Annotated in this window: 32 protein-coding genes and 1 tRNA gene; 16 read left to right on the forward strand and 17 right to left on the reverse strand. The window is 64.1% G+C overall.

Annotated elements, in window-relative coordinates; genetic code table 11:
• Window positions 1–15: 15 nt before the first annotated feature.
• Genes RBA95_RS07265 through RBA95_RS07315 form a run of 11 tightly spaced genes read right to left on the reverse strand, consistent with a single transcriptional unit; the run spans window position 16 to window position 6,018 of the window.
• Window positions 16–282: a hypothetical protein gene (locus RBA95_RS07265; RefSeq protein ID WP_306016191.1), complete on the reverse strand. Its 267-nt coding sequence runs from the start codon at window positions 280–282 to the stop codon at window positions 16–18.
• Window positions 266–538, reverse strand: coding sequence for a hypothetical protein (locus tag RBA95_RS07270; protein ID WP_306016192.1), 273 nt, complete (start codon window positions 536–538; stop codon window positions 266–268). Before RBA95_RS07270 ends, RBA95_RS07265 begins: the two co-directional genes overlap by 17 nt.
• The gene (locus tag RBA95_RS07275; RefSeq protein ID WP_306016193.1) at window positions 525–2,483 is read right to left on the reverse strand and encodes a hypothetical protein; all 1,959 of its coding nucleotides are present in this window, start codon (window positions 2,481–2,483) and stop codon (window positions 525–527) included. Before RBA95_RS07275 ends, RBA95_RS07270 begins: the two co-directional genes overlap by 14 nt.
• Entirely contained in the window at window positions 2,480–2,713 is a 234-nt protein-coding gene (locus RBA95_RS07280; protein ID WP_306016194.1) for a hypothetical protein, read from the reverse strand. Before RBA95_RS07280 ends, RBA95_RS07275 begins: the two co-directional genes overlap by 4 nt.
• Entirely contained in the window at window positions 2,710–3,300 is a 591-nt protein-coding gene (locus RBA95_RS07285) for a hypothetical protein (RefSeq protein WP_306016195.1), read from the reverse strand. Before RBA95_RS07285 ends, RBA95_RS07280 begins: the two co-directional genes overlap by 4 nt.
• Window positions 3,297–4,400: a toprim domain-containing protein gene (locus tag RBA95_RS07290; RefSeq protein WP_306016196.1), complete on the reverse strand. Its 1,104-nt coding sequence runs from the start codon at window positions 4,398–4,400 to the stop codon at window positions 3,297–3,299. The genes RBA95_RS07285 and RBA95_RS07290 overlap by 4 nt, the downstream gene beginning before the upstream one ends.
• Window positions 4,397–4,642, reverse strand: a complete 246-nt coding sequence (locus tag RBA95_RS07295) for a hypothetical protein (protein WP_306016197.1) — start codon at window positions 4,640–4,642, stop codon at window positions 4,397–4,399. The genes RBA95_RS07290 and RBA95_RS07295 overlap by 4 nt, the downstream gene beginning before the upstream one ends.
• The gene (locus RBA95_RS07300; RefSeq protein WP_306016198.1) at window positions 4,639–5,031 is read right to left on the reverse strand and encodes a hypothetical protein; all 393 of its coding nucleotides are present in this window, start codon (window positions 5,029–5,031) and stop codon (window positions 4,639–4,641) included. Before RBA95_RS07300 ends, RBA95_RS07295 begins: the two co-directional genes overlap by 4 nt.
• Window positions 5,028–5,402 carry a hypothetical protein gene (locus RBA95_RS07305; RefSeq protein WP_306016199.1) on the reverse strand — a complete coding sequence of 125 codons (375 nt, stop codon included), beginning with the start codon at window positions 5,400–5,402 and terminating at the stop codon, window positions 5,028–5,030. The genes RBA95_RS07300 and RBA95_RS07305 overlap by 4 nt, the downstream gene beginning before the upstream one ends.
• Window positions 5,399–5,674 (reverse strand): hypothetical protein, encoded by a 276-nt coding sequence (locus RBA95_RS07310; RefSeq protein ID WP_306016200.1) that lies wholly within the window; start codon window positions 5,672–5,674, stop codon window positions 5,399–5,401. Before RBA95_RS07310 ends, RBA95_RS07305 begins: the two co-directional genes overlap by 4 nt.
• Complete coding sequence (locus RBA95_RS07315; protein WP_306016201.1) at window positions 5,671–6,018, reverse strand: hypothetical protein; 348 nt, start codon at window positions 6,016–6,018, stop codon at window positions 5,671–5,673. Before RBA95_RS07315 ends, RBA95_RS07310 begins: the two co-directional genes overlap by 4 nt.
• A 109-nt stretch (window positions 6,019–6,127) precedes the next feature.
• On the opposite strand from RBA95_RS07315, the gene RBA95_RS07320 reads away from it, so the two are divergent.
• The gene (locus tag RBA95_RS07320; protein WP_306016202.1) at window positions 6,128–6,781 is read left to right on the forward strand and encodes a helix-turn-helix domain-containing protein; all 654 of its coding nucleotides are present in this window, start codon (window positions 6,128–6,130) and stop codon (window positions 6,779–6,781) included.
• Here the strand turns inward: RBA95_RS07320 and RBA95_RS07325 are convergent.
• Window positions 6,778–6,975 carry a hypothetical protein gene (locus RBA95_RS07325; RefSeq protein WP_306016203.1) on the reverse strand — a complete coding sequence of 66 codons (198 nt, stop codon included), beginning with the start codon at window positions 6,973–6,975 and terminating at the stop codon, window positions 6,778–6,780. The two genes, RBA95_RS07320 and RBA95_RS07325, sit on opposite strands and share 4 nt — an antisense overlap.
• A 139-nt stretch (window positions 6,976–7,114) precedes the next feature.
• Here RBA95_RS07325 and RBA95_RS07330 point away from each other — a divergent pair, with 139 nt between their 5' ends.
• From RBA95_RS07330 to RBA95_RS07355, 6 genes are all read left to right on the forward strand, one after another.
• Window positions 7,115–7,429, forward strand: a complete 315-nt coding sequence (locus tag RBA95_RS07330) for a hypothetical protein (RefSeq protein WP_306016204.1) — start codon at window positions 7,115–7,117, stop codon at window positions 7,427–7,429.
• On the forward strand, window positions 7,426–7,743 hold the full coding sequence (locus tag RBA95_RS07335; protein ID WP_306016205.1) for a hypothetical protein: 318 nt from the start codon (window positions 7,426–7,428) through the stop codon (window positions 7,741–7,743). Before RBA95_RS07330 ends, RBA95_RS07335 begins: the two co-directional genes overlap by 4 nt.
• Window positions 7,743–7,982, forward strand: coding sequence for a hypothetical protein (locus RBA95_RS07340; protein WP_306016206.1), 240 nt, complete (start codon window positions 7,743–7,745; stop codon window positions 7,980–7,982). Before RBA95_RS07335 ends, RBA95_RS07340 begins: the two co-directional genes overlap by 1 nt.
• A gap of 78 nt (window positions 7,983–8,060) precedes the next feature.
• Window positions 8,061–8,408 (forward strand): hypothetical protein, encoded by a 348-nt coding sequence (locus RBA95_RS07345; protein ID WP_306016207.1) that lies wholly within the window; start codon window positions 8,061–8,063, stop codon window positions 8,406–8,408.
• 33 nt (window positions 8,409–8,441) lie between these two features.
• A complete protein-coding gene (locus tag RBA95_RS07350) occupies window positions 8,442–9,911 on the forward strand; it encodes a hypothetical protein (RefSeq protein ID WP_306016209.1) in 1,470 nt (489 codons plus the stop codon).
• 357 nt (window positions 9,912–10,268) lie between these two features.
• Window positions 10,269–10,484, forward strand: coding sequence for a hypothetical protein (locus RBA95_RS07355; protein ID WP_306016210.1), 216 nt, complete (start codon window positions 10,269–10,271; stop codon window positions 10,482–10,484).
• Window positions 10,485–10,493: 9 nt separating this feature from the next.
• Here the strand turns inward: RBA95_RS07355 and RBA95_RS07360 are convergent, their stop codons facing one another.
• A complete protein-coding gene (locus RBA95_RS07360) occupies window positions 10,494–11,780 on the reverse strand; it encodes a hypothetical protein (protein ID WP_306016211.1) in 1,287 nt (428 codons plus the stop codon).
• A 164-nt stretch (window positions 11,781–11,944) separates the two neighbouring features.
• Here RBA95_RS07360 and RBA95_RS07365 point away from each other — a divergent pair.
• Window positions 11,945–12,021: transfer RNA gene (locus RBA95_RS07365), tRNA-Asp, on the forward strand.
• 61 nt (window positions 12,022–12,082) lie between these two features.
• Here RBA95_RS07365 and RBA95_RS07370 read toward each other — a convergent pair.
• The 4 genes from RBA95_RS07370 to RBA95_RS07385 form a co-directional block, all read right to left on the reverse strand.
• On the reverse strand, window positions 12,083–12,787 hold the full coding sequence (locus RBA95_RS07370) for a CPBP family intramembrane glutamic endopeptidase (RefSeq protein WP_306016212.1): 705 nt from the start codon (window positions 12,785–12,787) through the stop codon (window positions 12,083–12,085).
• A 114-nt stretch (window positions 12,788–12,901) separates the two neighbouring features.
• The gene (locus tag RBA95_RS07375; protein ID WP_306016213.1) at window positions 12,902–14,152 is read right to left on the reverse strand and encodes an ABC transporter permease; all 1,251 of its coding nucleotides are present in this window, start codon (window positions 14,150–14,152) and stop codon (window positions 12,902–12,904) included.
• Window positions 14,149–14,832: an ABC transporter ATP-binding protein gene (locus RBA95_RS07380; protein ID WP_306016214.1), complete on the reverse strand. Its 684-nt coding sequence runs from the start codon at window positions 14,830–14,832 to the stop codon at window positions 14,149–14,151. The genes RBA95_RS07375 and RBA95_RS07380 overlap by 4 nt, the downstream gene beginning before the upstream one ends.
• A complete protein-coding gene (locus RBA95_RS07385; protein WP_306016216.1) occupies window positions 14,829–16,295 on the reverse strand; it encodes an efflux RND transporter periplasmic adaptor subunit in 1,467 nt (488 codons plus the stop codon). The genes RBA95_RS07380 and RBA95_RS07385 overlap by 4 nt, the downstream gene beginning before the upstream one ends.
• Before the next feature lie 332 nt (window positions 16,296–16,627).
• Between RBA95_RS07385 and RBA95_RS07390 the strand changes: the two genes are divergently transcribed.
• From RBA95_RS07390 to nuoH, 8 genes are read left to right on the forward strand one after another with little or no spacing between them, the layout of a single operon-like run.
• Window positions 16,628–16,993: an NADH-quinone oxidoreductase subunit A gene (locus tag RBA95_RS07390; RefSeq protein ID WP_306016217.1), complete on the forward strand. Its 366-nt coding sequence runs from the start codon at window positions 16,628–16,630 to the stop codon at window positions 16,991–16,993.
• Window positions 16,963–17,562, forward strand: a complete 600-nt coding sequence (locus tag RBA95_RS07395) for an NADH-quinone oxidoreductase subunit B family protein (protein ID WP_156776067.1) — start codon at window positions 16,963–16,965, stop codon at window positions 17,560–17,562. The genes RBA95_RS07390 and RBA95_RS07395 overlap by 31 nt, the downstream gene beginning before the upstream one ends.
• A 24-nt stretch (window positions 17,563–17,586) precedes the next feature.
• Window positions 17,587–18,201: an NADH-quinone oxidoreductase subunit C gene (locus RBA95_RS07400; protein WP_306016218.1), complete on the forward strand. Its 615-nt coding sequence runs from the start codon at window positions 17,587–17,589 to the stop codon at window positions 18,199–18,201.
• 5 nt (window positions 18,202–18,206) lie between these two features.
• Window positions 18,207–19,397: an NADH-quinone oxidoreductase subunit D gene (locus tag RBA95_RS07405; RefSeq protein WP_306016219.1), complete on the forward strand. Its 1,191-nt coding sequence runs from the start codon at window positions 18,207–18,209 to the stop codon at window positions 19,395–19,397.
• The gene (gene nuoE, locus RBA95_RS07410; RefSeq protein ID WP_306016220.1) at window positions 19,394–20,434 is read left to right on the forward strand and encodes an NADH-quinone oxidoreductase subunit NuoE; all 1,041 of its coding nucleotides are present in this window, start codon (window positions 19,394–19,396) and stop codon (window positions 20,432–20,434) included. Before RBA95_RS07405 ends, nuoE begins: the two co-directional genes overlap by 4 nt.
• A 3-nt stretch (window positions 20,435–20,437) precedes the next feature.
• Window positions 20,438–21,745: an NADH-quinone oxidoreductase subunit NuoF gene (nuoF, locus tag RBA95_RS07415; protein WP_306016222.1), complete on the forward strand. Its 1,308-nt coding sequence runs from the start codon at window positions 20,438–20,440 to the stop codon at window positions 21,743–21,745.
• A 21-nt stretch (window positions 21,746–21,766) separates the two neighbouring features.
• Window positions 21,767–23,866 (forward strand): NADH-quinone oxidoreductase subunit NuoG, encoded by a 2,100-nt coding sequence (gene nuoG / locus RBA95_RS07420; protein WP_371933599.1) that lies wholly within the window; start codon window positions 21,767–21,769, stop codon window positions 23,864–23,866.
• An 8-nt stretch (window positions 23,867–23,874) separates the two neighbouring features.
• The gene (gene nuoH, locus RBA95_RS07425) at window positions 23,875–24,942 is read left to right on the forward strand and encodes an NADH-quinone oxidoreductase subunit NuoH (RefSeq protein ID WP_306016224.1); all 1,068 of its coding nucleotides are present in this window, start codon (window positions 23,875–23,877) and stop codon (window positions 24,940–24,942) included.
• Window positions 24,943–24,945: the final 3 nt, after the last annotated feature.

Consider the following 24,945-nt stretch of genomic DNA (forward strand, 5'->3'; position numbering starts at 1 on the left):
CCGCTCGCAATCGGGTTAGCGGGTGAAAATGTCGGGCGGCGCGGCCATTTCGGCCCTCGCGGCCGGTTCCAGCAGCACCGCCAGCTCGCCGGGCGACAGGTCCAGGCGCAGCCGGCCTCCGGTCACAAGCCAGATCACGCAGCCGCCATCCTCGTCCGGCTCGGCCCGGCCGATATTGGCGGGGTTCAACCAGACTTCGGCGGGCTTTTCGCTCCATTCGGTCAGGGTCTGGCCGAACCGCATTTCCTTGACCGGCTTATGCACTTCAAACGCGATCAGCATGGGCGTCCTCCACATAGGCGCGCGCCTTCTCGAGCAGGTCATGGGCCGTGATCGTCTGATAGGCGGACTGGGCGTGCGGGTTGGGCTGGCCATCGGGGGCGAACCCCGTCCGCAGGCGCTGCATGTCTTCATCATCCAGCCGCGCCAGCGCGCCGCATGTGCGCAGCTCCACGCGCGCCAGCAGCTGGGCGCGCTGCCCGCCCACGCCATTGACGTGGACGGTGGGGTGCTGGGCCTTGTCGTCAGTCGTTTGCATCAGCCTGGCCTTTCTCCGGTTTCGGCATGAGGGCGCTCAGGCGGATCAGCACGCCTCGCGCTTCGTTGGTGCGGTGTTTGCTGATCACCTCTCGCGGGCCGCCGCTCAGCGCCGAGCCCCAGCCGCCCGCAGCCCCCTTGGCGGCCGCGCGCCAGGGCGAGCCGTCAAAGATGGCGTTCAGGCTGGGATGGGTGTTCGGCACGAACAGGCGCGCATGCTCAAAGTCCTGCGGCTCGCCCTTGGGGCGGTAAAGGCTCAGGCCCACCGCCTTCAGGCTGTCGCAGGTCCAGTTCCAGTCCGCCGATGTTTCGTGCTGATCCTCGCCGCTTTCCACATAGGGATCGGCGCCGCGCCGGAATTTCGATAGAATGTCGCGCACGCTCTTGGCGTTGCGCCGTTCCAGCTCGCGCGGGCGCGTGTCCAGAAGAAGATTAAGGCACTTCTTCCAGGTCGGCATGATGTTGTCATATTCGGCCAGCTGGTCGCGTTCGAGCCCTTTCACAAGCGCTTCCAGCTCGGCCCGATCGGGCATTTCGGTCTGGGTCGCCGCCCAGTATCCCGCCAGCAGGAAGCCGAACGTGTCCGCACCGCGGTCATTATGGCCGCCATGCTCTTTCAGCGCCTCGCGCACCGCCTCGGTCAGATCGTCAAAATCGCCCAGCTGGGCGTCGCGGCGGCGCGCATCGAACCAGTCAATCATCTGCCGGTGCAGCGCCCGGCCGAGGGCGGCCGCCTTCACCAGATCCAGCCCGGACTTGCGCTTGGCCCCTTCGGGGAACGGGCTCATGACCAGCGACGCCATACGCGCCCAGTCCTGATCCCCCATGGTCGGCATGTTGATCGCGGCGAACAGGATGCACGAGCGCACAATGGTTTCGGTGGAATTGCCATCGGCCCCGCCGCGCATGCGCGACGCGCCCGAACTCGCCCGGCGCGCCATGCGCACCATCTGCTCGGCCTTGGTGTTGTCTGCTTCCGGTTCCAGCTCGTCCAGCAAGACCGGAACCGAGGACAGGCCCAGCGTCTGGGCCACGCCCGCCTCTGTCGCATCCTCGCTGCGCAACAGCGCATCCTTGCCGCCCAGCACCGCTTGCGTGTACTCGATCAGCGTGGATTTGCCCGCGCCCTGGTCGCCCGATGCGAACACATAGGGGCGCCAGCGCAGCGCGCCGCCCACCATGGCGCAGGCGGTCCAGCCCAGCATCAGCCGCGCATCCACCTCGCCGCGCATCCACAGCCAGCTTTGATAGTCCTCCATCAGCGCCTGGCCGGGCGTGTCAAAGTCCTCGATGCCGGGCCAGTCCGCGCCATGCGCGCCGGGCGCGGGCAGGGCCGGGCCGACCGGATACGCCTTGCCTTCATACACGCCAGGGCGGCGCAGTTCGGCGCGGCCGCTGGCGCCGGGCGTCAGCATCATGTCGCCCATGTGAACGATCAGCCCGCGCCCGTCCTCGCTGCGCCAGGCGCCGCGCCCGCGCACCCGGTTCATCGGGTCATACGCGCCCGCATCCGAACACGCCGCGAACAGGTCCTGACGCACTTCCTCGGCTTCGAAATTGCCCGACGCGCGCCGACTGTCGCCCTTGCCGGTCATGCGCGGCCAGGCCCAGGCCAGATACGCGCCATAGGGCGCGAACAGGGCGTCAATATTGCCCTTGCCCGCGTTTTCTTTCAGGCAGAACACATTGCGACGCGCCGACAGGAACCAGAACCCTTCATCGTCCCAGCCCAGGGGCGTGACCGGGCACCCGGTCGGCAAGCCATCGTCGCGCGTCCCGTCCGGCGTCCATCGCCATTGCCCGGCCGCAATCTCGCGGAACACGGGCGCGCTGCGATTGATCGCGCGCAATTCCATGTCCAGCGTGTCACTGGCCCCGCCCTCGGCGGGGGGCAGGTCGGTCAACGCCCGGCGTCGCCGCTCGGTGAAGTCATACGTCTCCGTCACGCCTCCGGCTCTCCCTTCGGCGGCTCGCTCAGGAAAACGTCATTCAGGCCAAGCCCTTTGAATGTGATTGACTTCAAGGGCGCGTCGTAGTGGCGGCTCATAAAGCACATGCCAAACAACACGTAATCGCGCATTGGTCCTGATAGCGCGCCAGTCTTACTTGCGCCGCCGAACTGGGTTTGCCGGTCGCACGCTTCATCGGGCAGGGTCGGGGCGATGGCGCGGGTCATGACGGGCGGCCCTGACGCGGCGCCAGCTGCAAGACCTGGCGCTGCAAGTCTTCGGGCGATCCGTCATTGACGAAGGTCGCCGTGACCGGCAGATCGTCCAGCCCCTGTTCGCTGGTATGCTCGCCCGTCGCTTCATAACCGGGCCGCTTGATCCGCCACAGCTCGCCGTCCAGCATGCGGACCATGCGCGCTTCATTGGGCTTGCGAATGCCGGTGATCACAACGCCCGGCGCACCGCGCCTGAGCGCTTTGACAGCAGCGGTGTGCATCATGCAGGCGAACAGGTCGGGATGGATCATATCGCGGCCCCAATCGTCGCCCAGCGTCTGCATCATATGACGGGCTGAAATCTTCTCGCGATTAATCATCAAGACCGCCTCTTCGCGCAGATCGCCGTCCACATGGGCGTCGATCATGATTTCAGAACCGGGACCGAAATGATGCCTTAGCAGCGCCTTTGTCATGGCGCGGATCGGGTCGCCGGGATTGATCTTCACCCAGCCCAGTTCACGCACCAGCGCATCAGCGGCGGTGTCCTTGCCCGACCGTTTCGGGCCGGTAAATCCGATAACCTTCAGCTCGCTCACATTGACCTCCACCAGTCGTTCAGATCCTTGAAATGTTCAGGGGGGCGCTGGATCAGCACCGCCCGATCGCCCGCGCGGGCGCGCAGTCGCTCCACCACGCGGGCCAGCGCGCCGCTGGCGGCGCTGCCCTTGGGGTCGTTGTCGGCCAGGACGATGATCTGGCGCACGCAATCGGGCAGGGGGATATGGGCGATATTGTCCAGCGAATACGCCGCCGCCGTGCGGTGGGCGGGCTGGATCATCGACCAGCACAAGGCGTCCTCGATCCCCTCGCTGACCGCCAGCACCTCGGCCATGCGGCCGCGCTTGACCGCCTCCGCTTCCGACAGGCCGCTCGCGCCCCGGCTCAGCCGGATCATCGCCCCGCGCGGCTGGCCGAACACGCGCTTGGCGCGCTCCATGTCCGCCTTGCCCGCGCCGTCTTCGGCGAGAAAGGTTGTGTGAATGGCGCGGACCTCGCCCTTGGCGTTGGTCATCGCCGCCTGCATGGCGTCGAAAATCTCGCCCGTTTCGGGCGCGATGCGATCGGGGCAGAAGCGCAGGGCGTTCAACGGCGAACCGATTTCCCCAAGCGCGATTTGCCGCGCGCGCTCAAGATAGCGCTCAGCGGGCGTGCCGATGATCCGGCCCAGCTTGAACCAGCGATCGCGCGCGCGCTTGATCTGGGCTTCACGCCGCTGGCGGCTCTCATGCTCTTGCCGGGCGCGGCGCTCCTGGGCGGCCTGGGCCTCGCGGTCCAGCCGGGCGCGAAAGTCCGGGCTCAAATCCTCAAGCCCTAAGAACGCCCGCGCCCAGGCGATCGCCTCGCCGCGCGTCTCGCGCGTCTTGTATGCCTGCGCATCGCCGGGCGCGATCTTCACATACCCGATCAGGTCCAGAAGATCGCCGCCGAACGCGCCCGCGAACTCGTACCAGCGGCCCGTGGTCGGCCCGCTCACATCAATCACGAAACTGTCCGGGGCCGAGTCCGCGCGAACAGGGTTCAGCGACCAGCGCCGATACCCTTCAACCCGCGCCAGATCCGGCGCCAGCTGATCGGCCAGCTCGGTGACGCGCGCAATCAGCTGGGCGCGCACCAGTTCGATCGGGGCGCGGCTCATGCGATCAGCTCCACACTCAGAAACCCGTCCGGCGCATCGCCCCAGACGCCCGTGCGGGCGCTGCGCACATGCAGCGCGCCTGTCTCGGTCAGTCGAAATCCGGTGATCTTCGCCATCAGGGCGCGCGGCCCGGTCACGATTGCGCCGCGCTTGGTGTCCGCATCGGCTGCGCCCACCTGCGCCGGGTCCGGGCCGTCGCCGTCAATCAGCGGGGCGCATTGCTCAAAGCTGAACCGCATCATGGGCGCGCCTCGCTCAGACAGCGCTCGATCCGGTCCATCAGGGCGTCCAGCCCCGCGTCCTGATCGCGCAAATCGGCGGCGCGGCGCACCGCTTCGGATGCGGCGCGACGGTCTACGCAGCCCATGGCCACAGCGGCGCGGGTCTGGGTCCAGCCCATGGCCGTCACCAGCAGCGACATGACAATGGTGCGCGCCTTGAGCCGGGTGCGGCTGCGCGTGCTGGTGCGGTCCTCGCCCGGCTGGGGCACGTCCAGCAAGGCGACGGGCGCAACCTTGTAAAAATCGCCCACCAGGATCGCCAGCATCATGACAAGCCCGGCCTCGGCGGTGTCGGTGCGATTGGCGTTGTGGTTGGGGCTGTGCTCGATCCGGGTCATGACAGCGTTCATCCGTCCAGATCCTTGCGGGCGGCGGGTTCTCGCTTGGGCGCGCCCGCCTTCTGGTGATGGCGCAAGCCGTCGCCGGTCAGCGGGTGCAGGGCCTTGAAGGCGGCATAGCGGGCGCGCACCTCTTGCGAGCCGGCTTCACAGAACCGGGTCAGCTGATGGGCGATCTGGGTGGCCGTGCCCGAATTGACGCCCTCGGCGCTCAGGGCGGTGGCCAGGCTGGCGACGCCCCCATGGCGGGCATGCAGATCGCACAGAGCCTGATAGGCGGCTTCCCGGTTCGGGGCGCGCCCCCGCGTGCCGGGGCGGAACCCGGTCAGGGCGCGGTGATAGCGTGCGGCGGCGTCATGCAGGGCGACAATCAGGGCGGTCATGACTGATCCCCCCGATGTGCAAGGGCCACGATCAGCAGCGCCATTTCATTGCTGGTGACGAGCCCCGGCGTTTCGCCCTGCGCCACACGCAGCGCATTGGCCAGGATCGAGGCTGGCATAACGGGACCGCCCACCAGCTCGCCCGCACAGGTCAGAAACAACGCGCCATATTCGCTCGCCCAGATTTCAGTCGGGCTGGTCGGATCGTTGGGGTTCTCAAGCTCGGTCAGCTTGCGCCGACCGCCGCGCACAAAGGACAGGGCCGGGCTCATGATTGCGCCTCCGCCTTGGGCGGCAGGGGCAGATAGCCGGGCTCGGTCAGAAAGGCGTCGTCCACCTGATAGCCCGCATCGACATAGGCTTGGCGCATGTACGCAATGAAGGCGTCGGGAAAGAAGCCCGTATAGGGCTGGTAGCGCCAGCGCTGGATCGAGCGCTCATGGCGCTCCACCTTCTGCCGGGCGAGGGCGTCTTTCACCCCTTCCGGCCCGCCGAAGATGGCGAAGGCGCGTTCAACCGGCGTCGGACACATCGGCACCTGATCGGGGGTGCGGGGGATAAACCGCCATGGCCGGATTTTCGGCGGCTGCGGCAAGGGTTTAGTCTGTGTGTTCATGGCGTCGCTCGTGTTCAAACTTGCGAAATGCGCGAAATGTGCGTTTCATGCGCATATGATTTGCGCAATTGATCAAGGGAAAAGTTACGCACATTTGCACACTGGCCGTATGAACGAGCCGGAACCCTTCAGCGTGCGGGCTGCACGCCTTCGCAAACGCATGGAAATGCTGGGCTATGAACAGCAGGACGCCGCCGCCGCGCTTGGCTGGTCGGTGGATAAGGTCAATCGGGTGGTCAATGGCCGCCTGAAGCGCCCGCGTGACATTGAGGAAGCGGAAACCGCGTTTGAGCGCTGGATTGCGCAAATGGAAGCCGAGCGCGGCCTGCCGGCCGGCGTCGTGCTGGACATGAACGCCGAGCGCGCCAAGCGTGGCGACGCCCTGAATGTGCGCATCCCGGTCTATGCCGCCGATGCGCGCGGCGGGGCGCACATGGACCCCGGCCAGGTGATTGAAACTTTGGCGCTGGCGGATCTGTTCGGCGGCGCGGGCGCGATCGGCCGCCTGATCGTGGCCGAGGTCACCGGCTTTGACATGGAGCCGCGCTTTCACCCCGGCGAGAAGGTGATCGCGGTGCGCGGCCAATGGCCCACGCCCGGCGATGACTGCCTGGTGGAAACCGCCGAGGGCGCCCTGAGCGCCCGGCGCTACAAGGGCCAGTCAGGCGGCCGCGTCTGGCTTGAAACCCTGACGGGCGAGGCGGACAGCTTCGACGCCACCGCCGTCAATCTGCACAAGATCCGCGCGAACGTGCGCGTTTAGCGCGCCTTGATCACGGCATGCGCCCAGCCCGCCAGCGCGGTGACGGGCGCAGCGATCAGGACAAAGCCCAGCACCGCCACGTCCACGGGTGGCCGGGCGTCCCAATAGACCACGCTGACAATCACGCCTGCGGCCAGACCGCACGCCAGACCGACGCCCAGACTGTCGAAGGGCAGGGCGGGGGTGCGGCGCATGGGCGTGTCTCCTTCAGAGGGGTGCAGGGCATGGCTCAGGCTCGGCAAAAATTCGTGCTTGTGCAAATGTGCGAAACGTGCGTAACGTGCAAATGCACTTGCGCAATCAATGCGCGTTTACTCTACACGGAGATTTGCAATGCGGCCGAAATCCAATCGCCTCAACGCCTACATGCTCAGAAGCGGGCGCGTCGTCCTGCGCCATCAGCGCTTCTCTCTATCGGGTGGTCGCCGCCTGGCGGCCGGGCTGACCCGCCACGACCTGCCCGCCCTCAATACCGTTCTACAGCCCGGCCCGGCACGCGACTTCTTCGTGCCCGAAGCGCGCGCCCGCCATGGTGATGACGTCGCGCGGCTCACGGTCGAAGGCTGGCGCAAGCTCGCCGAGATTTACAAGCGCCGCATCGCCGACGCGCTCGCGCGCCACGCCCAGGACGAAGGGGTGGCGGCATGAGCGACGCGATCAACCCACAACAGATGCTCGTTGCGAGCACGGACGAAAATGCAGTTTCACGCCTGCATCTTCTGGACGAGGGGCAGGACTTGCTCTGGTTTGACGTTATGCCGGCGGGCGAGCATTTCGTCATTCACGCCTGCGGCTACGGCTTTAATCGCCTTTATCAGGGGCGGCTTGTCCATGGCGAAAGCGCCAAGGCGGGCGAGAAGGCGGACCTGTACTGCCTAAAGGACGATCGCGCGCTCGGCTGCATCAAATGGCCGATAGTTCGCATCGAGCTGCGCGACCCCGCGAAGGAGAGCGCGAACTGATGGCCTCCCGTAAAGCCACAGCCACTTATCTCGGCCTCTCCGCTGACGGCAAGGTCAATGCGGTCAGCCACGCCCATGCTGGCGATAGCTGGACGGATAGCAAGCACCGCAGCTTCTGCCGCTCGGGCTCCGCCTCCGTCCGCAAGATGAGCCCGGACAAGGCCCGCGCCTACATCGACGCTCACGGGTTTGTGGACGGCTTCATGGGTGGCCCTACGAAAACTCCCCCCGCCGCCTGACAAGCGACAGGCGGACACTGGCCCGGCCGATCCTCTCCCTCGTTCGGCCGGGCCGCATTTCTCTCAAGGCGCATCGTTATGACCTACGGCTTTGAAGGCGACCCGCTGGCGATCATCACCACGAAAGAGGTGGCGGAACGGCTCGGCTATCCCTCCATGCGCGCCTGGTATGCGGACGCCGCGCGCCGACGCGCGGCCCGGTTTCCGCGCCCACAACGCCGGGGCTTCTATCGCCTTGGCGCCTTACAGGACTGGATGACGGCGGGCGGGTTCGAGGTGATGACCTCGGATCGGCCCGCTCCCCCCGTCTCCGGTTCTGACCCTGCGCAGGCGGGCGAGGATTTTCCCCCTCGCTTCGAACCGGGGCCGTCCTCCCCCCGGCCCGAAGTCCTCGCCCGCTTGCGCGTCATTCACGGTTCAAGCTAAGGTTACGCAGTTTTGCACAACGCGGCCGATACCATGGTGAAACTTGCACGCGGACAGGCGCCGGGCCTGGCGGCCGGTCGGCCGTCCAAGGACGGTACGCCTGTCTGGCGCTGGACGCCGGGCGCGTCCCAACGCAAGCGCGGGCTCAAGGCCATCAACCAGCTGCGCGGCGAGGGCGGCGAACAGCCTTTCAGCAATGAGGACTGGATCGCCAAGGGCTTCACCCACCGCCCGGCCGAGCTGACGCTCAGCCATGACGGCCCCTTGCTCGATCAGCTCAAGGCGGCCAAGGCGTGCCAGGCGATCGCCGCCGCCGCGCGCGGGCAGGGCGCGCCCTTGACCGATCAGGCGGCCGCCGACACGCCGACGCCGCCCCGACGCCGACCGGCGCGCACGCTCAATGACTGTCTGGACCTGTTTGAAAAGGCGGGCCGGGCGGGCAAGATCCTCAAGCGCGACAAGCGCACGGGCCAGCGCGTCGCGGTCAGCCAGAAAACCATGTCCGGCTATATCAGCCATCTTGTGCCGATCCGGCGCGCGCTCGGCATGGACGCGCCCTACCAGATCCGCCGCGGCGATGTAGTGGTGGTCCTCGATACACTCAGCCATGAGGGCAAGCATTCCATGGCGGTTGCGGCCGCAACCGCCTGGACGCGGGCGATGAACTGGCTCGCGCTTGAAGCGGGGATCAATCCTGCGCTGCTGCCGCCGCCCAACGCTTACAAGGGGCTGGGCATGGGACAGAAGCCGAACCGGCAACGGCTCGCTCTGCCCGAAGAAGCCGAGGCCATGTATCAGGCGCTGGCCGAACCGCAGCGGCTCACCCTGGAACTGGGGTTGCATCCCGATGACGCCCCGGCCGCGCACCCTTCAGCCGCCGCCGCCTGGCGCACGGCGCTCTGGACGGCGCAGCGCGGGGTGGACACGCTGTCCTTCAATGATCACGCCTTCCGCTCCGACCGCCTTCTCTGGCGCCAGTCCAAGACCGGATCGCGCATCAATATCCCGATCCTCGATCCGCTGCGCGAGGCCGTGCAGCTGGCCCGCGCCGCGCGATCGGGCATTGTCAGCGCGGCCGAGCTTGACCGTCATGACGGGCTGCTGTTCTGGAACAATGACACGGGCAAGCCCTATCGCCAGGTCAAGCAGAAGACGGGCGAGGTCTATTACAAGGACTTCAACGAGCACTGGAATGCGGCGCGCAAGCTGGCCGGCCGCAAGGTGCCGTCGCTGATCGGCGAGGGCGTGGACGGCTTCGGCGAACCCAACAAGCCGCTCTGGTTTCTGGACAGCCGAGACACGGCCGTCACGCGCCTGTTCGAGGCCATGGCCGAACAGGACGGGGCGCTGGCCTCGATCGCCATGTGGTGGGGCGGTGACAGCGCCTCGGTGGAAGATCTCTTGAAGGTGCTGCGCAACTATCTCGTGCTCAATCCCAGCTTCGCCGACAAGGCGGGCACGGCGCTCAGCGACCACGCCAACAAGCTCGGCTTCGCCATCTAGCGCCGCACGACACAGGACTTATCCCACAAAACCCGGCCGCAGCAGCGGCCGGGTTTTTTGTCCTATACAGGCGCTCAAAGCCGTGTGACTAAAGGGGCGAAAACTGTGTGACTTCCCAAACAATCGCCCCCGAAAAACCGGAAGAAACGCACGCTAAGTCATTGAAAAGCGTATGGAAGCCCTTGTTTTACACCCAGTAGGTCGGCGGTTCGACCCCGTCACCACCCACCATCCGACCGGGCCTTCACATGCAGGATACAGAGTGTCGGGACATTTCCCCATTGCCGCCCTATCGTGGCTTGGACAGGGTTCCTGTTCCAGGCTGCGGGTTGCGCCCGCTTGTGGGGAGTGTGCCGGATGAGCTCGTTTGATGCGTTCAAGGCCGCCCATGCCGGCGAGGACTTTGCGGACTATGCAGCCTTCGTCAAAGCCATGGACGAGGCCCGGCTCGAAGGTGAAGACCGCCAGCGCGCCTATTCGGCCTGGCGGCTGTGCTGGAGCCGGGCGACGCTGGGCGAAGATGGAGCAGAGCTCAAGAAAGTGCGTGAGGGCCGGATCAAGCGCTGGCTTTAAGGCCTGACGTCACTCTTCCTGGTCCTGGGCGTCCATAAACGCCAGGAAGGCGTCCCAGTCCTCAGCGCGCACGCCATGCGTGGCCGGACGGATGTGATAGGAGAGGTGTCCGCTGACATCCATATCGGCCAGTCGTGTCTGGTTCAGTCCGTCCGCGCCATACAGAGGCCAAACTGGACTGGCGGCTTCAGCCGCGCGCCAGGCGCCGGCCGGATCGGACCAGACATCGCGCCAGCTATTGCCAAGCAAGACGCTTCGCGGTGCGATCAGAGCCAGTAAATGGTGAGCATCAAGCGGCAGCTCTTCCTCGCGTTCCGCGTATTCGGCATAAGCCGGGACGAACCAGTGCGGATAGTTCTGGGTGATGGAACTGACCGGCTCTCCCAGATTGTCACGATGCAATGAAGCGCCGCCCGTGCCGGACTGGTGTGCGATGATAGCGTTGAAGCGTTCATCTCGCGCGCCTGCCAGCAACGCGGCCTTCGCGCGGCGGGAATGCCCCATCACGGACAGACGCTCGCCATCAATGTCCGGATCCTGGAGCAGGGCGTCAGCAACCCGGCTCATCATCCAGGCCCAGACGCCTATGACGCCGGGGCGGTCCTGTTCGGTTGGGTCCAGGCCCAGAGACAGAAGCGTGTGATCGTGAAGGCTCGAGCGATCGGGCGCGATATCGCTTTCGTGCCAGGCGGCGACCGCATAGCCGCGGCGCAGGATCTGTTCAATGGGCGGGCTGACCACATACTCGCCGAAAAAGCTGCTCGCATAGGCCTCAAGCCAGGAACCAGACGGCGTGCAGTAAGACGGAACGGGGTTCCGATTCGGTGGTAAATCCGGGCGCTCGAGCTGCGCCTGCAGGCCGCAATCACTGGGTATGAGGATGACGGGCGAGGGGGCGTCTGCGTCATTGGGCGTGATGAGGGCGAGGTCGATCTCGCCGCGCCCTTCATTTGGCAGACGGATCGTGATCGTAAGCAGCTCCAGCCGTCCCGCACCGTGATAGGCGTGCGCATCAATCAGCGTGCGCTCGTTGATATGAGTCTCGCCGTCCGGCGGGGCAGCGCCGTACAGCGTTTCCGAGATCTGATCCGCGATTTCCGGACGGTGTTCCAGCCAGCCGGATAACCCATTGTTCAGCCCTTCAAGCGGGGGTTCCGCGACAGGGCCCGCCCCGGTCGGGCTTGCGGTCATCATGATGTAGCGCACCGGGCTGCAGGAGATGGCGAGTCCCCCAAGAAGCGGTAGAATGAGCGCCAGAAAAAGGGAGGTGCGCAGAAGCGGGCGGGATCCGGTCATAGCGCCAGCCTAACGGCGCGGGCCAGGGTCTGCGAGCGCCTTCACAGGGCTGTGATTTTCCCACAGCGAGACGCTGCACTTGCTGGCAAAACCCGCTTGACCGTCGTGCGGAGCGCCTTTAGACACACGCTTCCTGACGCGGCGATGCGCCGTGAATGATCTGAGCGGGTGTAGCTCAGTTGGTTAGAGCGCCGGCCTGTCACGCCGGAGGTCGCGGGTTCGAGTCCCGTCACTCGCGCCAGTTCGGATCGATTTCTCTTCCCCGATATGGCTGTGACGCGACCCGAACCGGCCTTACGTGTCTAGATGTCGAGCTGGAAGAAGAGCGCGGTGAACACCAGGCAGTCGACGCTGGCGTGCGCGATGACCAGCGGCCAAAGATTGCGCTTGTACAGCACGAACAGGGTGCCCAGCATCAGGCCAATGAGCCCGGTGACGATCAGGCCGCGCAGGCCCTGATAGTAAAAGTGGCCATAGCCGAAATAGAGCGCCGGCAGGATGACGCTGACGGCGGTCATCGTCAGGCTGCGGCCCAGACCGTCCCCCAGACGATTGATCATGTAGCCGCGGAAGAACAATTCCTCGCCCAGGCCAGCTGCGAAGATCGCGATCACAAGCCAGAGCAGGTAATGGGGCAGGCTTCCGTCAGCGACGGCGCCGAAGCGATCCATCACGCCTTCCGGCTCTTCGGTCATGAACTCAAAGCCCAACGCGCCGCCCAGGCTGGCGGCGGCCACCCCGGTCCCGAGAATGGCGATGATGGCCAGGAGGCTCTGAAAGGGCAGCAACAGCCAGGATTTCAATCTCGGCAGTCGAACAAGGCCATAGTCCCGCCAGCTCATTCCGCTGGCCCTGAAATAGACGGTGAGGCCGGATAACAGCACGAGCAGTGTGAGCGGTCCGGCATAGCGCCAGGCCACGAGCCCGAACAGGGCTTTGATCGACATGGCCAACGCGGCCAGTATCACGACTTCCAGAACAATGAGCGGACGAATTTTGGTGGACATGAGACCCTCTTGATTGGTGTCTCGTCTTGATGCGGCGCAGCGTCTGATCAGATGCAAAAAGGCCGCCCGAATGGGCGGCCTTTCGGTTGCGGCGCTGTCGGCGCTGCCAACGTTTTATTCGTGACGCAGGGCCGTGATCGGGTCGAGCCGGCTGGCTTGGTGGGCGGGATAGAAGCCAAACAGGACGCCCACCACCGTGGAAGCGCCGATCGCGACCAGCGCTATCGTGGGTTTCACCGCGACATTGAGGTTCACGCCCAGAGCCGGCGCGAATTGTTCAATGCTCAGCGCAAGTCCCAGTCCAAACAGAAGCCCCAGCACGCCGCCGACGGAGCACAGCACCACGGACTCGATCAGGAACTGGTTGCGAATGTCGGCTCGGCGCGCCCCGATGGCGAGCCTGAGGCCGATTTCCCGCGTGCGTTCGGTGACCGACACCAGCATGACGTTCATGATGCCGATGCCGCCGACAATGAGCGTGATCAGGCCGGCCACGGCCAAAAGCAGGCCCATGACGGTCTCTGTCGCCCGGAAGGCGGTAATGAACTCTGCGAAGTTGCGCACTTGGAAGTCGTCATCCTCACCTGGATCAATGCCCCGACGAATGCGCAGGAAGTTCTCGAGCTCGGCCGTGGCGTAGTCCATGTCTTCGCCGGCGGCCACTTTCACCCAGATGCGCTGGACCGGATCGCGAACCCCGGCACGGGCATAGCCGACCACACGGGTGCGTACGGTGGAGACCGGCGCCATGATCAGGTCATCCTGGTCCTGGCCGAAGCTGGACTGACCGCGCTCTGACAGAATGCCGATGACCTCGAAAGGTTGGCCGTTCAGACGGATGAAGGCGCCCAGGGCGCCGCCGGACGGAAACAGCTCTTCCGCGACGGTCTGACCCAGCACGGCGACGCGATTGCTGCGCTCCACATCGACGACGGAGAACATGCGTCCGTCCGCCATCGTCCAGTCGCGGATCTCCAGATAATCGGGATGCACGCCGCTGATCTGAGTCGGCCAGTTCACGCCGTCCACCACCGCAGTGACCGAGCCGTCCACCGTGCCGGATGCGGCGACGATGACGTCGACCTGATTGCGGATCGCATCCACATCGTCAGAGGAGAACGGCGTGCCGCTGCCGGCGCCGCCCCGCCGCCCTCCGCGACTGTTGGAGCCGGCGCGGATATTGAGCGAATTTGATCCCAGAGATGAGATCTGCTCCTGCACCGCCTGGCTCGCGCCATCGGCCAGTGAGACTGTCGTGATCACCGCCATGACGCCGAAGATCACACCCAGAATGGCCAGGAAACTGCGCAGTGCATTCACACGCAGGGCTGTCAGAGCAACCCCGATCGCCGCCATCATGTTCATTGGCTGTCCTCCACGATCAGGCCGTCGCGGAACCAGATCCGGCGACGGGCCCGTGCGCCCACCTCGTCTTCGTGGGTGACGAGAATGATGGTGATGCCCTCGGCGTTCAGCTGATCGAGAATGTCGAGCACCTCGATCGTGGTCTGGCTGTCGAGAGCCCCGGTCGGTTCGTCCGCCAGCAGGATGGAGGGTTTGCCCGCCAGCGCTCTTGCAATGGCGACACGTTGTTGCTGTCCACCAGACAGCTGGGATGGATGGTGATCCATCCGTTCGCCAAGCCCCACCATGCGCAGACATTCGGCTGCGCGCTCCTGGCGGGCCTTGGGTCCCATGCCGCGATACAGAAGCGGCAGCGCCACATTGTCGAGCGCCGTGGTCCGGGGCAGCAAATTGAACTGCTGGAACACGAAACCAACCTTGCGATTGCGAAAATCGGCCAGCTCGTCCGGGCTCAGGCCGGACAGCGATTCACCGCCAATGATGAGATCGCCCGAGCTGGGCCGGTCGAGCGCGCCCACCATGTTCATGAAGGTGGATTTTCCCGAACCGGACGGTCCCATGATCGCGACGTATTCCCCCGCCTGGATATCGCAATCCACGCCAGCAAGGGCATGAACATCACCGCCGCCCAGCGTATAGACGCGGGTCAGCTTGCGGGCCTTGATCAGGGCGTCGGTCATCCGGCGCTCTCACGCACGCGGGTGACGACACGATCGCCTTCGCTCAGCGCCGGTCCGATAACCTGGGTGAATTGGCCATCCGACAGGCCGATGCCGACAGGACGCTCTTGCAGGCGACCATCCTCGGTCTCGATCCAGATCGAGCCGCGCCGCACCTCTTCGCGCTGCTGGGCGCGTTCTTCGCTTAATGCGTCATAGCGGGCCATCTGGTCTGCTGTGAGAACGCCGGACAGGGCGCGCCGGATCAGCGCTTGCGGATTGGGACGTGGCGCGCCGGGGGCCGGGTTCTGGAACTGGGCCCGCATCTGCTGGAAGGTTTCCCGCATCACCCGTTCAACGTCATCGCGTTGGTCATCGGACAATTCGAGCTCTTCAGCCAGCCGGTCAATCATTGCCGTACCGCCGCCTTGGCGACGTCCGCTCTGTTCGGCTTCATTGACCTCAACCAGCGCTTCGGCCGCGCCGCGCGGGGTGAAGCGCAGGGCGGCGTTGGGAACCGACAGGGCGCCCTCGACTTCGCCTGTAACGATGGAGACGTTCGCGGTCATGCCCGGCAGCAGACGCTGGCCCGGATTGTCTGCCTGGATGACCACCGTATAGGTCACCACGTTGGCTTCGTTGGTTGCGGCAAGGCGCACCTGGGTGACTTCGCCGGCGAACTCACGATTGGGATAAGCGTCCACATCGAAGGTGACGGTCTGACCTTCGGCAATCTGGCCAATGTCCGCTTCATCGATTTCCGCCTCGATCTGGATACGCGACAGGTCCTGCGCGATCAGAAAGAGCACGGGGGCGTTGAAGGAGGCGGCCACGGTCTGGCCTTCATCGATCTGACGATCAATCACAACGCCTTCGATCGGGGAGCGGATAAAGGTGCGTTCCAGATCCACTTCGGCGCTCTCAAGAGAGGCGCGACGCTGCAGTTCGCTGGCGCGGGCGTTGCGCAGATTGGCCCGGGCGACGAGTAGCGCCGCATTGGCTGCGGCGAGGGCTGATTCCGCAGTGTCGTATTGGGCGGCGGAATAGGTGCCACGCTGCACCAGCTCCTGGGCGCGGTCAAAGCTGCGTTGAGACACTTCCAGATCGACGCGCGCGCGCTCCAGATTCGCTTCGGCGACCACAACCTGGGCGCTGGCGACTTCCAATGAAGCCTGCGCCTCTTCGACGCGGGTCTCAAATGTCTGGGGATCGATTCGCGCCAGCAGGTCCCCTGAAGAGACCTGATCATTGAAATCGGCCTGAAGCTCGAGGATCTGGCCTGAAAGCTGAGAGCCGACCTCGACCGTCACCAGCGGCGCAATGGCGCCGGAGGACGAAACGATTCGGGAAATGTCGCGCGGCTCGGCAGCGGAGGTTTCGATGATCAGGTCACCTGTTGCAGCTGCGCCGCCGCGGAAAAAGAGAAACCATATCAATGCGACGGCGACGATCACCGCCCCGCCTGCGTATAGAATGCGTGTCACGTTGTGCCCCTGGCGAAATCCTGGCGCGTCTGCGCCAATTCACATCAGATACGCCGTATCACGGTCTGATCTGTTGGAGAAAATGAAACAGATGACAGATTTAGCTTCGCGATTGCGAAGCGTTTGCAAATATACCCGTGTTTTCCCCGCTTTAGACCGCATTTGGGCGGAGCTTTCAGCTTGCGAGCAGGCGGTCAGAAGACTAGCTTCCGCCCCAACCGCGACCGGAGATTCAGTGGGCAAGCGTTTGTTCGGATTTATATGGCCGGATACGCAAAACGGAATCACTGGTCCATTTGGCCATCTTGATGCGGGGAAGGGTGCGACCTCACATGAACGCGCTCCTGTTGGAATATCTGCCGATCCTGATCTTTCTGGGCATAGCCGCCGGGCTGGGCCTGGCGTTCATTCTCGCCGCCTTCGTGTTGGCGCCGTCTGATCCCGACCCGGAAAAGGTCTCCACGTATGAATGCGGCTTCAACGCCTTTGATGACGCGCGGATGAAATTCGACGTGCGTTTCTATCTGGTGGCGATCCTGTTCATCATCTTCGACCTCGAGGTCGCCTTCCTGTTCCCTTGGCTCTTCCCGATCTTTGAAGGCAGCGTCGCCGCCTTCTGGTCGATGATGGTCTTCCTGGGGGTTCTCACGGTGGGCTTTCTGTATGAATGGCGCAAAGGCGCGCTGGACTGGGAGTAGGGCACATGTCTGACCTGATTGTTCCGGCGGGATCCGCCGCTACGGCCAAGACCCCGCATTACGACCCGAAGAAGCATGACCCGTTCTTTGACGGCGTCAGCGATGCGCTTGCCGACAAGGGCTTCTTGGTCGCCGCTGCTGATGACCTGATCACCTGGGCGCGCACCGGCTCGCTGATGTGGATGACCTTTGGCCTGGCCTGTTGCGCCGTGGAGATGATGCAAGCCTCCATGCCGCGCTATGACGTGGAGCGTCTGGGCGCTGCGCCGCGCGGCTCGCCCCGCCAGTCCGACGTCATGATCGTGGCGGGCACCCTGACCAACAAGATGGCTCCGGCGCTTCGCAAGGTCTACGACCAGATGCCCGAGCCGCGCTATGTCATCTCGATGGGCAGCTGCGCCAATGGCGGCGGTTACTATCACTATTCCTATTCTGTCGTGCGTGGGTGTGACCGGATCGTGCCGATCGACATCTATGTGCCGGGCTGCCCGCCGACCGCCGAAGCGCTGGTCTACGGCATCCTGCAGCTTCAGAAGAAAATTCGCCGCGAAGGCTCGATTGAGCGCTAAGGCGCCCGTTTAGGAGACGCTCTTATGAGCAAGACCGAAACGATGACTGAACTGGGCGCGCATATTTCTGCTGCGCTGAGTGATGACGTCCGCAGCGTGGACGTCGCCTACGAGGAACTGACCCTGACCATTCACCGCGATCGCGTGGTGAAGGTGCTGCGGTTCCTGCGCGATGATGCGCTGTGCCGGTTCACGACGCTGATTGATGTGTGCGGCGTGGACTGGCCGTCGCGGACCGACCGGTTCGACGTCGTCTATCACATGCTGAGCATGCATCTGAATCAGCGCATCCGCGTGGTGCTGAGCACCGATGAGGACACGCCGGTGGATTCGGTGGTCGAGCTGTTCCCGGCGGCGAACTGGTTCGAACGCGAAGCCTTCGACATGTATGGCATCCTGTTCAACCACCATCCGGATCTGCGCCGCATCCTGACCGATTATGGTTTCCACGGTCATCCGCTGCGCAAGGACTTCCCGCTGTCGGGCTTCAACCAGGTCGTCTATGACGACGAGCAGAAGCGCGTGGTCTACGAGCCGGTCGAGCTGGTCCAGGAATACCGTGACTTTGACTTCCTCAGCCCCTGGGAAGGCGCGAAATACGTGCTGCCCGGCGATGAGAAAGCGGAAGGGAAGGCGTAATCGTCATGGCTGAAACCGATATCCGCAATTTCACGATCAATTTCGGCCCGGTGCACCCCGCCGCGCACGGCGTGCTGCGCATGGTGCTGGAGCTGGATGGCGAAGTCGTCGAGCGCGTTGACCCGCACATCGGCCTTCTGCATCGCGGCACCGAGAAACTGCTCGAGCACAAGACCTATCTTCAGGGCATCGGCTATTTCGACCGCCTCGACTATGTGGCGCCGATGAACCAGGAGCACGCCTTCTGCCTGGCGATCGAGAAGCTCGCCGGCATTCCCGTGCCCAAGCGCGCCGCCTATGTGCGCGTCCTGTACTCTGAAATCGGCCGCATCCTGAACCATTTGCTCAATGTCACAACTCAGGCCATGGACGTGGGGGCGCTGACCCCGCCGCTGTGGGGCTTTGAAGAGCGTGAGAAGCTGATGGGCTTTTACGAGCGCGCCTCCGGCGCACGCTTGCACGCCCACTATTTCCGCCCGGGCGGAGTGCATCAGGATCTGCCGCAAGAGCTGATCGACGACATCGTCGACTGGTGCGAGCAGTTCCCGCAGCATGTGGACGATCTCGAGACGCTTCTGACCGAGAACCGCATCTTCAAGGCGCGTAACGTCGATATCGGCGTGGTGTCCAAGCAGGAAGCGCTGGAATGGGGCTTTTCTGGCGTGATGGTGCGCGGTTCGGGCCTGGCCTGGGATCTGCGTCGTTCGCAGCCCTACGAGGTCTATGACGAGCTCGAATTCCAGGTGCCGCTGGGCAAGAACGGCGACAACTATGATCGCTATCTGTGCCGCATGGAAGAAATGCGCGAGTCCGTGAAGATCATGAAGCAGTGCTGCGACTGGCTCTCCCGTGAGGAGAACCAGGGCGACGTACTGCCGGTGGACACCAAGTTCGCGCCGCCGCGCCGCGCCGAGATGAAGCGCTCCATGGAAGCGTTGATCCAGCACTTCAAGCTCTACACCGAGGGCGTTCACGTGCCTGAGGGTCAGGCCTATGCCGCCGTGGAAGCGCCCAAGGGCGAGTTCGGCGTCTATCTGATCGGCGACGGCACCAACAAACCGTATCGTCTGAAGATCCGTGCGCCCGGTTTTGCGCACCTTCAGGCCATGGACCATCTGAACAAGGGCCACATGCTTGCGGACGTGTCTGCAATCCTGGGCTCTCTCGACATCGTGTTCGGGGAGATTGACCGATGAGCGCGCGTCGCATCGCCGCCGAGCAACCCGACAGCTTCGCCTTCACCAAGTCGAGCGAAGCCAAGGTCAAATTCTGGCTCGCCAAATATCCTGAAGATCGCAAGGCTTCGGCGGTCATCCCGTTGTTGTGGATTGCCCAGAAGCAGGAAAACTGGGTGTCAGAGCCCGCCATGCGTGAAATCGCGGAACGCTGCGGCATGCCGTATATCCGCGTGTACGAAGTGGCGACCTTCTACACCATGTTCAATCTCGAACAGACCGGCAAACACCTGATCCAGGTGTGCGGCACAACCCCGTGCTGGCTGCGCGGCGCGGACGAGCTGAAGGCCGTGTGCGAGAAGAAGATCGGCAAGAAGGGCCGCGAGCATGTCTCTTCGGACGGCGCGCTGGCCTGGGAAGAAGTCGAATGCCTGGGCGCGTGCGCCAATGCGCCGATGGTTCAGATCTCCAACACCGAGGGCGACCTCTATTACGAAGATCTCACGCCCGAAGCGCTCGAGCAGATGCTCGACGACCTGCGGGCCGGCAAGGATGTGAAGGCGGGGCCGATCTCCGGTCGTTCCTGTTCGGAGCCGACCGAGGCGACCGTCAAGACGCTGGTGGATGAGAGCCTCTATGACGGCTCACGCGCCAAGAAGATCAAGCTGCCCAACACGCCGAAGAGCAACGACAACGACCCGCGCACGCCTGAGCCCTCCAAGCCGCAGGAAAAAAGCGCGGAGATGAAGGCCAAGCCCAAGGCGAAGGTGAAGTCTCCCGCGCCCAAGGGCGTTGCCGCAGATTCCGGAGCGGGCAAGAAGCCTGAGCTTCTTGATGCGCCCAAGGGCCAGGCTGATGACCTGAAAAAACTGTCAGGGCTTGGGCCGAAACTGGAAGCCTCGCTGAACGATGCGGGTGTTTATCATTTCAGCCAGATCGCAAGCTGGTCGGCTGAAGAGGTGGCCTGGGTCGATGCTGCGCTGAAGCTGCGCGGCCGGATCGAGCGCGATAACTGGATCGACCAGGCCAAAGACCTGGCCGGCAAGGCGGAAGGGTAATCCATGACCCAGCTTTTGCAGGATAAGGACCGGATCTTCACCAACCTCTATGGCCGCCATGATTGGCGCCTGGAAGGGGCGAAGCAGCGCGGTCATTGGAACGCCACCAAGGAAATCCTTGAGCAGGGCCGCGACTGGATCATCGACGAGATGAAGAAATCCGGCCTGCGCGGTCGGGGCGGCGCCGGCTTCCCGACGGGCCTGAAATGGTCGTTCATGCCCAAGGAAGTGGGCGCGCGTCCGCACTATCTGGTTGTGAACGCTGACGAATCCGAACCGGGCACCTGTAAGGACCGGGAGATCATGCGCAATGATCCCCAGACCCTGATCGAGGGTTGCCTGATCGCGTCTTTCGCCATGCAGGCGCACGCTTGCTACATCTACATTCGGGGCGAATACCAGTTCGAGCTCGAGCGCATGGAAGCGGCCATCAAGGAGGCGTATGACGCCAAGCTGATCGGCAAGGACAATGTGCATGGCTGGGATTTCGACCTTTATATCCACCATGGCGCCGGCGCTTACATCTGTGGCGAGGAAACCGCGCTGCTCGAAAGCCTTGAAGGCAAGAAGGGCCAGCCGCGCCTGAAGCCGCCTTTCCCGGCGAATGCGGGTCTTTATGGCGCGCCGACCACCGTGAACAATGTGGAATCCATAGCGGTCGCGCCGACCATTCTGCGTCGCGGCGCAGACTGGTTCTCGAGCTTTGGTCGCGAAGGCAATGCCGGCACCAAGGTCTTCTCCATTTCCGGCCATGTGAATGCGCCGTGCAATGTCGAGGAAGTGATGAGCATTCCGCTCAAGACGCTTCTGGAAACCCATTGCGGCGGCGTGCGCGGCGGCTGGGACAATCTCAAGGCGGTCATTCCGGGCGGCTCGTCTGTACCGCTGCTGCCCAAAGAGATTTGTGACGACGTCCTGATGGATTTCGACGCCCTGAAGGAACACCGTTCGGGCCTCGGCACGGCGGCGGTGATCGTGATGGACAAGTCCACCGATCTCGTCAAAGCGATCGCGCGCATCTCTTACTTCTACAAGCACGAGAGCTGCGGCCAGTGCACGCCGTGCCGCGAAGGCACCGGCTGGATGTGGCGCGTGCTCGATCGCATGTCCCGCGGCGAAGCGGAGACGAGCGAGATCGACGATCTTCTGGATGTGGCCGGCCAGGTGGAAGGCCACACCATCTGCGCACTCGGTGATGCGGCGGCCTGGCCGGTTCAGGGTCTGATCCGCCATTTCCGCGGCGAGATCGAGGATCGCATCAACAACTACCGCGCCGGCAAGCCGGTGTTCGTGCCCCAGGCTGCGGAGTAGGAACCAGACATGTCTGATAATCTGCGCACCATCGTGATCGACGGCGAGGAAGTCACCGTCCCCAACGATTACAACCTGCTGCAGGCGTCCGAGGCGGCAGGCCGCGAAATTCCGCGCTTCTGCTATCACGAGCGCCTGTCGGTGGCGGGCAATTGCCGCATGTGCCTGGTGGAGCTGGTGGGCGCGCCGAAACCGGTCGCGTCCTGCGCCTTCATGGTGCGTGACATGCGCGGCGGGCCGAATGGCGAGCCGCCGCAAATGCGCACGCTCAGCCCGCTGGTGAAAAAGGCGCGCGAGGGTGTGATGGAGTTCCTCCTGATCAACCACCCGCTCGATTGCCCGATCTGTGACCAAGGCGGTGAGTGCGACCTTCAGGACCAGTCCCTGGCCTATGGCCGCTCCGGTTCCCGCTTTGACGAGAACAAGCGCGCGGTCGAAGAAAAATACATGGGCCCGCTGATCAAGACGGAGATGACCCGCTGTATCCAGTGCACGCGCTGTGTCCGCTTCTCCACCGAGATCGCGGGCGTGCCCGAACTGGGCGCGATCGGCCGTGGCGAGAACATGGAGATCACCACCTATCTGGAACAGTCCATGACGTCCGAACTGTCGGGCAATGTCATCGATCTGTGCCCGGTGGGCGCGCTGACCTCTCGCCCTTACGCCTTCAATGCGCGTCCGTGGGAGCTGACCAAGACCGAGACCATCGACGTGATGGATGCGCTTGGCTCGAACATCCGCGTCGACAGTCGCGGCGGCGCCGTGCTGCGCATCATGCCGCGTCTGCATGACGACGTGAACGAGGAATGGATCTCCGACAAATCCCGCTTCGTGTGGGACGGCCTGGGCCGGCAGCGTCTGGATCGCCCGTTCGCCAAGAAGGACGGCAAGCTTGCCCCGATCTCTTGGGATGACGCGTTGACCATTGCCCAGGAGAAGCTCTCCGGTGACGCCTCCAAGATCGGCGTCATCGCCGGCGACATGAATGATGTCGAAGGTCTGTACGCCGCGAAGTCTCTGTTTGACGCCATCGGCGTGGCCTCTATCGATGCCCGCCAGGACGGGTCCAAGCTCGGCGCGGGGCCGCGCGAGAGCTATCTGTTCAACTCCACCATCAAGGGGATTGATCAGGCCGACGCCATTCTGATCGTGGGCGCCAATCCGCGCTTGGAAGCCGCGGTGATGAACGCCCGCATCCGTCAGCGCTGGCTGACCGGCAAGTGCGAGATCGGCGTTATCGGCGAAGCCCATGACCTGACCTATGACTATGCGCATCTGGGTGAGGGCGCCTCTGACCTTGCAAGCCTTGGCGGAAAGCGCTCGGGCTTCATCAAGACTCTCAAGGACGCCGAGCGCCCGATGATCATTCTGGGCGCAGGCGCTCTGGCCCGTGAAGACGGTCCGCAGGTGCTGCGGGCCGCGGGTGAGCTGGCGGACAAGATTGGCGCGGTCAAGGATGGCTGGAACGGCTTTAACGTCCTGCACACGGCGGCAAGCCGTGTCGGTGCGCTGGATCTGGGCTTCATTCCGGGTGAGGGCGGTCGCGACACCGGCGCCATCCTCGACGGTGCGTCTTTGGGCGAGGTTGAAACTGTCGTGCTTCTGGGCGCGGATGAGATCGATACCGCCAAGCTGGGCTCGGCCTTCGTGATCTATGTGGGCCATCACGGCGACAAGGGTGCGCAACGCGCGGACCTGATCCTGCCGTCCGCTGCCTACACCGAGAAGCCGGGCCTTTATGTGAACACCGAAGGCCGGGTGCAGATGGCGGAACGCGCCGTCTTTCCCAAAGGCGAAGCGAAAGAGGACTGGGCCATCTTCCGCGCCCTGTCCGCCCGTCTGGGCAAGACGCTGCCTTATGACAGCCTGAACGCACTGCGCGCCAAGCTGATCGCGGACCACGAGATCCTCGGTCAGATCGACCATGCGCCGGGCGCTCTGGCGGCGGCTGACTTCAAACCGGCCGAGCTGGGCGAGGCGGGCGATGTGTCCGATGCGCCGTTCAAGAGCCCGGTGGAAGACTTCTACTTTACCAACCCGATCTCCCGGGCATCCAAGACCATGGCTGAATGCTCAGCTGCGGCGGCGACGGCGCGGCAAACCCTGCAAGCGGCGGAGTAGGCGACACGATGTTTAACTTCCTTTCCGATTGGTGGGGCTCATTACCCTTTGGGGTTCAGTGGTCGGTCAGCACCTTTAGTCAGATTTTGGCTTTCATGGTCGTCCTGCTGCTCTCGCTGGCCTTCCTGCTGCTGATGGACCGCAAGGTCTGGGCTGCGGTGCAGATGCGCAAGGGCCCGAACACGGTCGGCGCCTTCGGCCTGCTGCAATCCTTCGCCGACTTCATCAAGTTCGTGCTCAAGGAAATCGTGGTGCCCGCCGGCGCGGATCGTCCGCTGTTCATTCTGGCCCCGCTCATGACGCTGGTCTTCGCCTTCATTACCTGGGCGGTGATCCCGGTGGCGCCGGGCTGGGTGATCTCCGACCTCAATGTCGGCATCCTGTACATCTTCGCGATCAGCTCGCTGGGCGTGTACGGCATCATCATCGGCGGCTGGGCGTCCAACTCGAAATATCCCTTCCTGGGCGCGCTGCGCTCGGCGGCGCAGATGGTGTCTTACGAGGTCTCCATCGGTTTCGTGCTCGTCACTGTCCTGTTGATGGTGGGCAGCATGAACCTGACCGACATTGTCGAGGCGCAGGGCGGCGGATTCTGGAACTGGCACGTTCTGTCGTTCGACATGTTCCCGTGGCCGGCTTTCGTGATCACCATCCCGATGTTCGTGATCTTCTTCATCTCGGCGCTGGCGGAAACCAACCGTCCGCCGTTCGACTTGCCTGAAGCGGAATCCGAACTGGTGGCCGGCTACCAGGTGGAATACTCCTCCACCCCGTACCTGCTGTTCATGATCGGCGAATACCTCAATATCGTGCTGATGTGCGCGCTCATGACCGTGCTGTTCATGGGCGGCTGGCATGCGCCGTTCGACTTCGCGCCGTTCACCTGGGTGCCGCCGGTGTTCTGGTTCGCGATCAAGGTTGTTCTGTTCTTCTTCATGTTCGCCATGGTCAAGGCGCTGGTGCCCCGGTACCGCTATGACCAGCTGATGCGTCTGGGCTGGAAGATCTTCCTGCCGACCTCGCTGGCCGCCGTCGCCGTGATGGGCGCGATCGTCGTCTACTCGAACGCTGGTTAAGAG

Origin of the sequence: Oceanicaulis sp. MMSF_3324 (assembly GCF_030733545.1) — a bacterium.
Lineage (GTDB): Bacteria > Pseudomonadota > Alphaproteobacteria > Caulobacterales > Maricaulaceae > Oceanicaulis.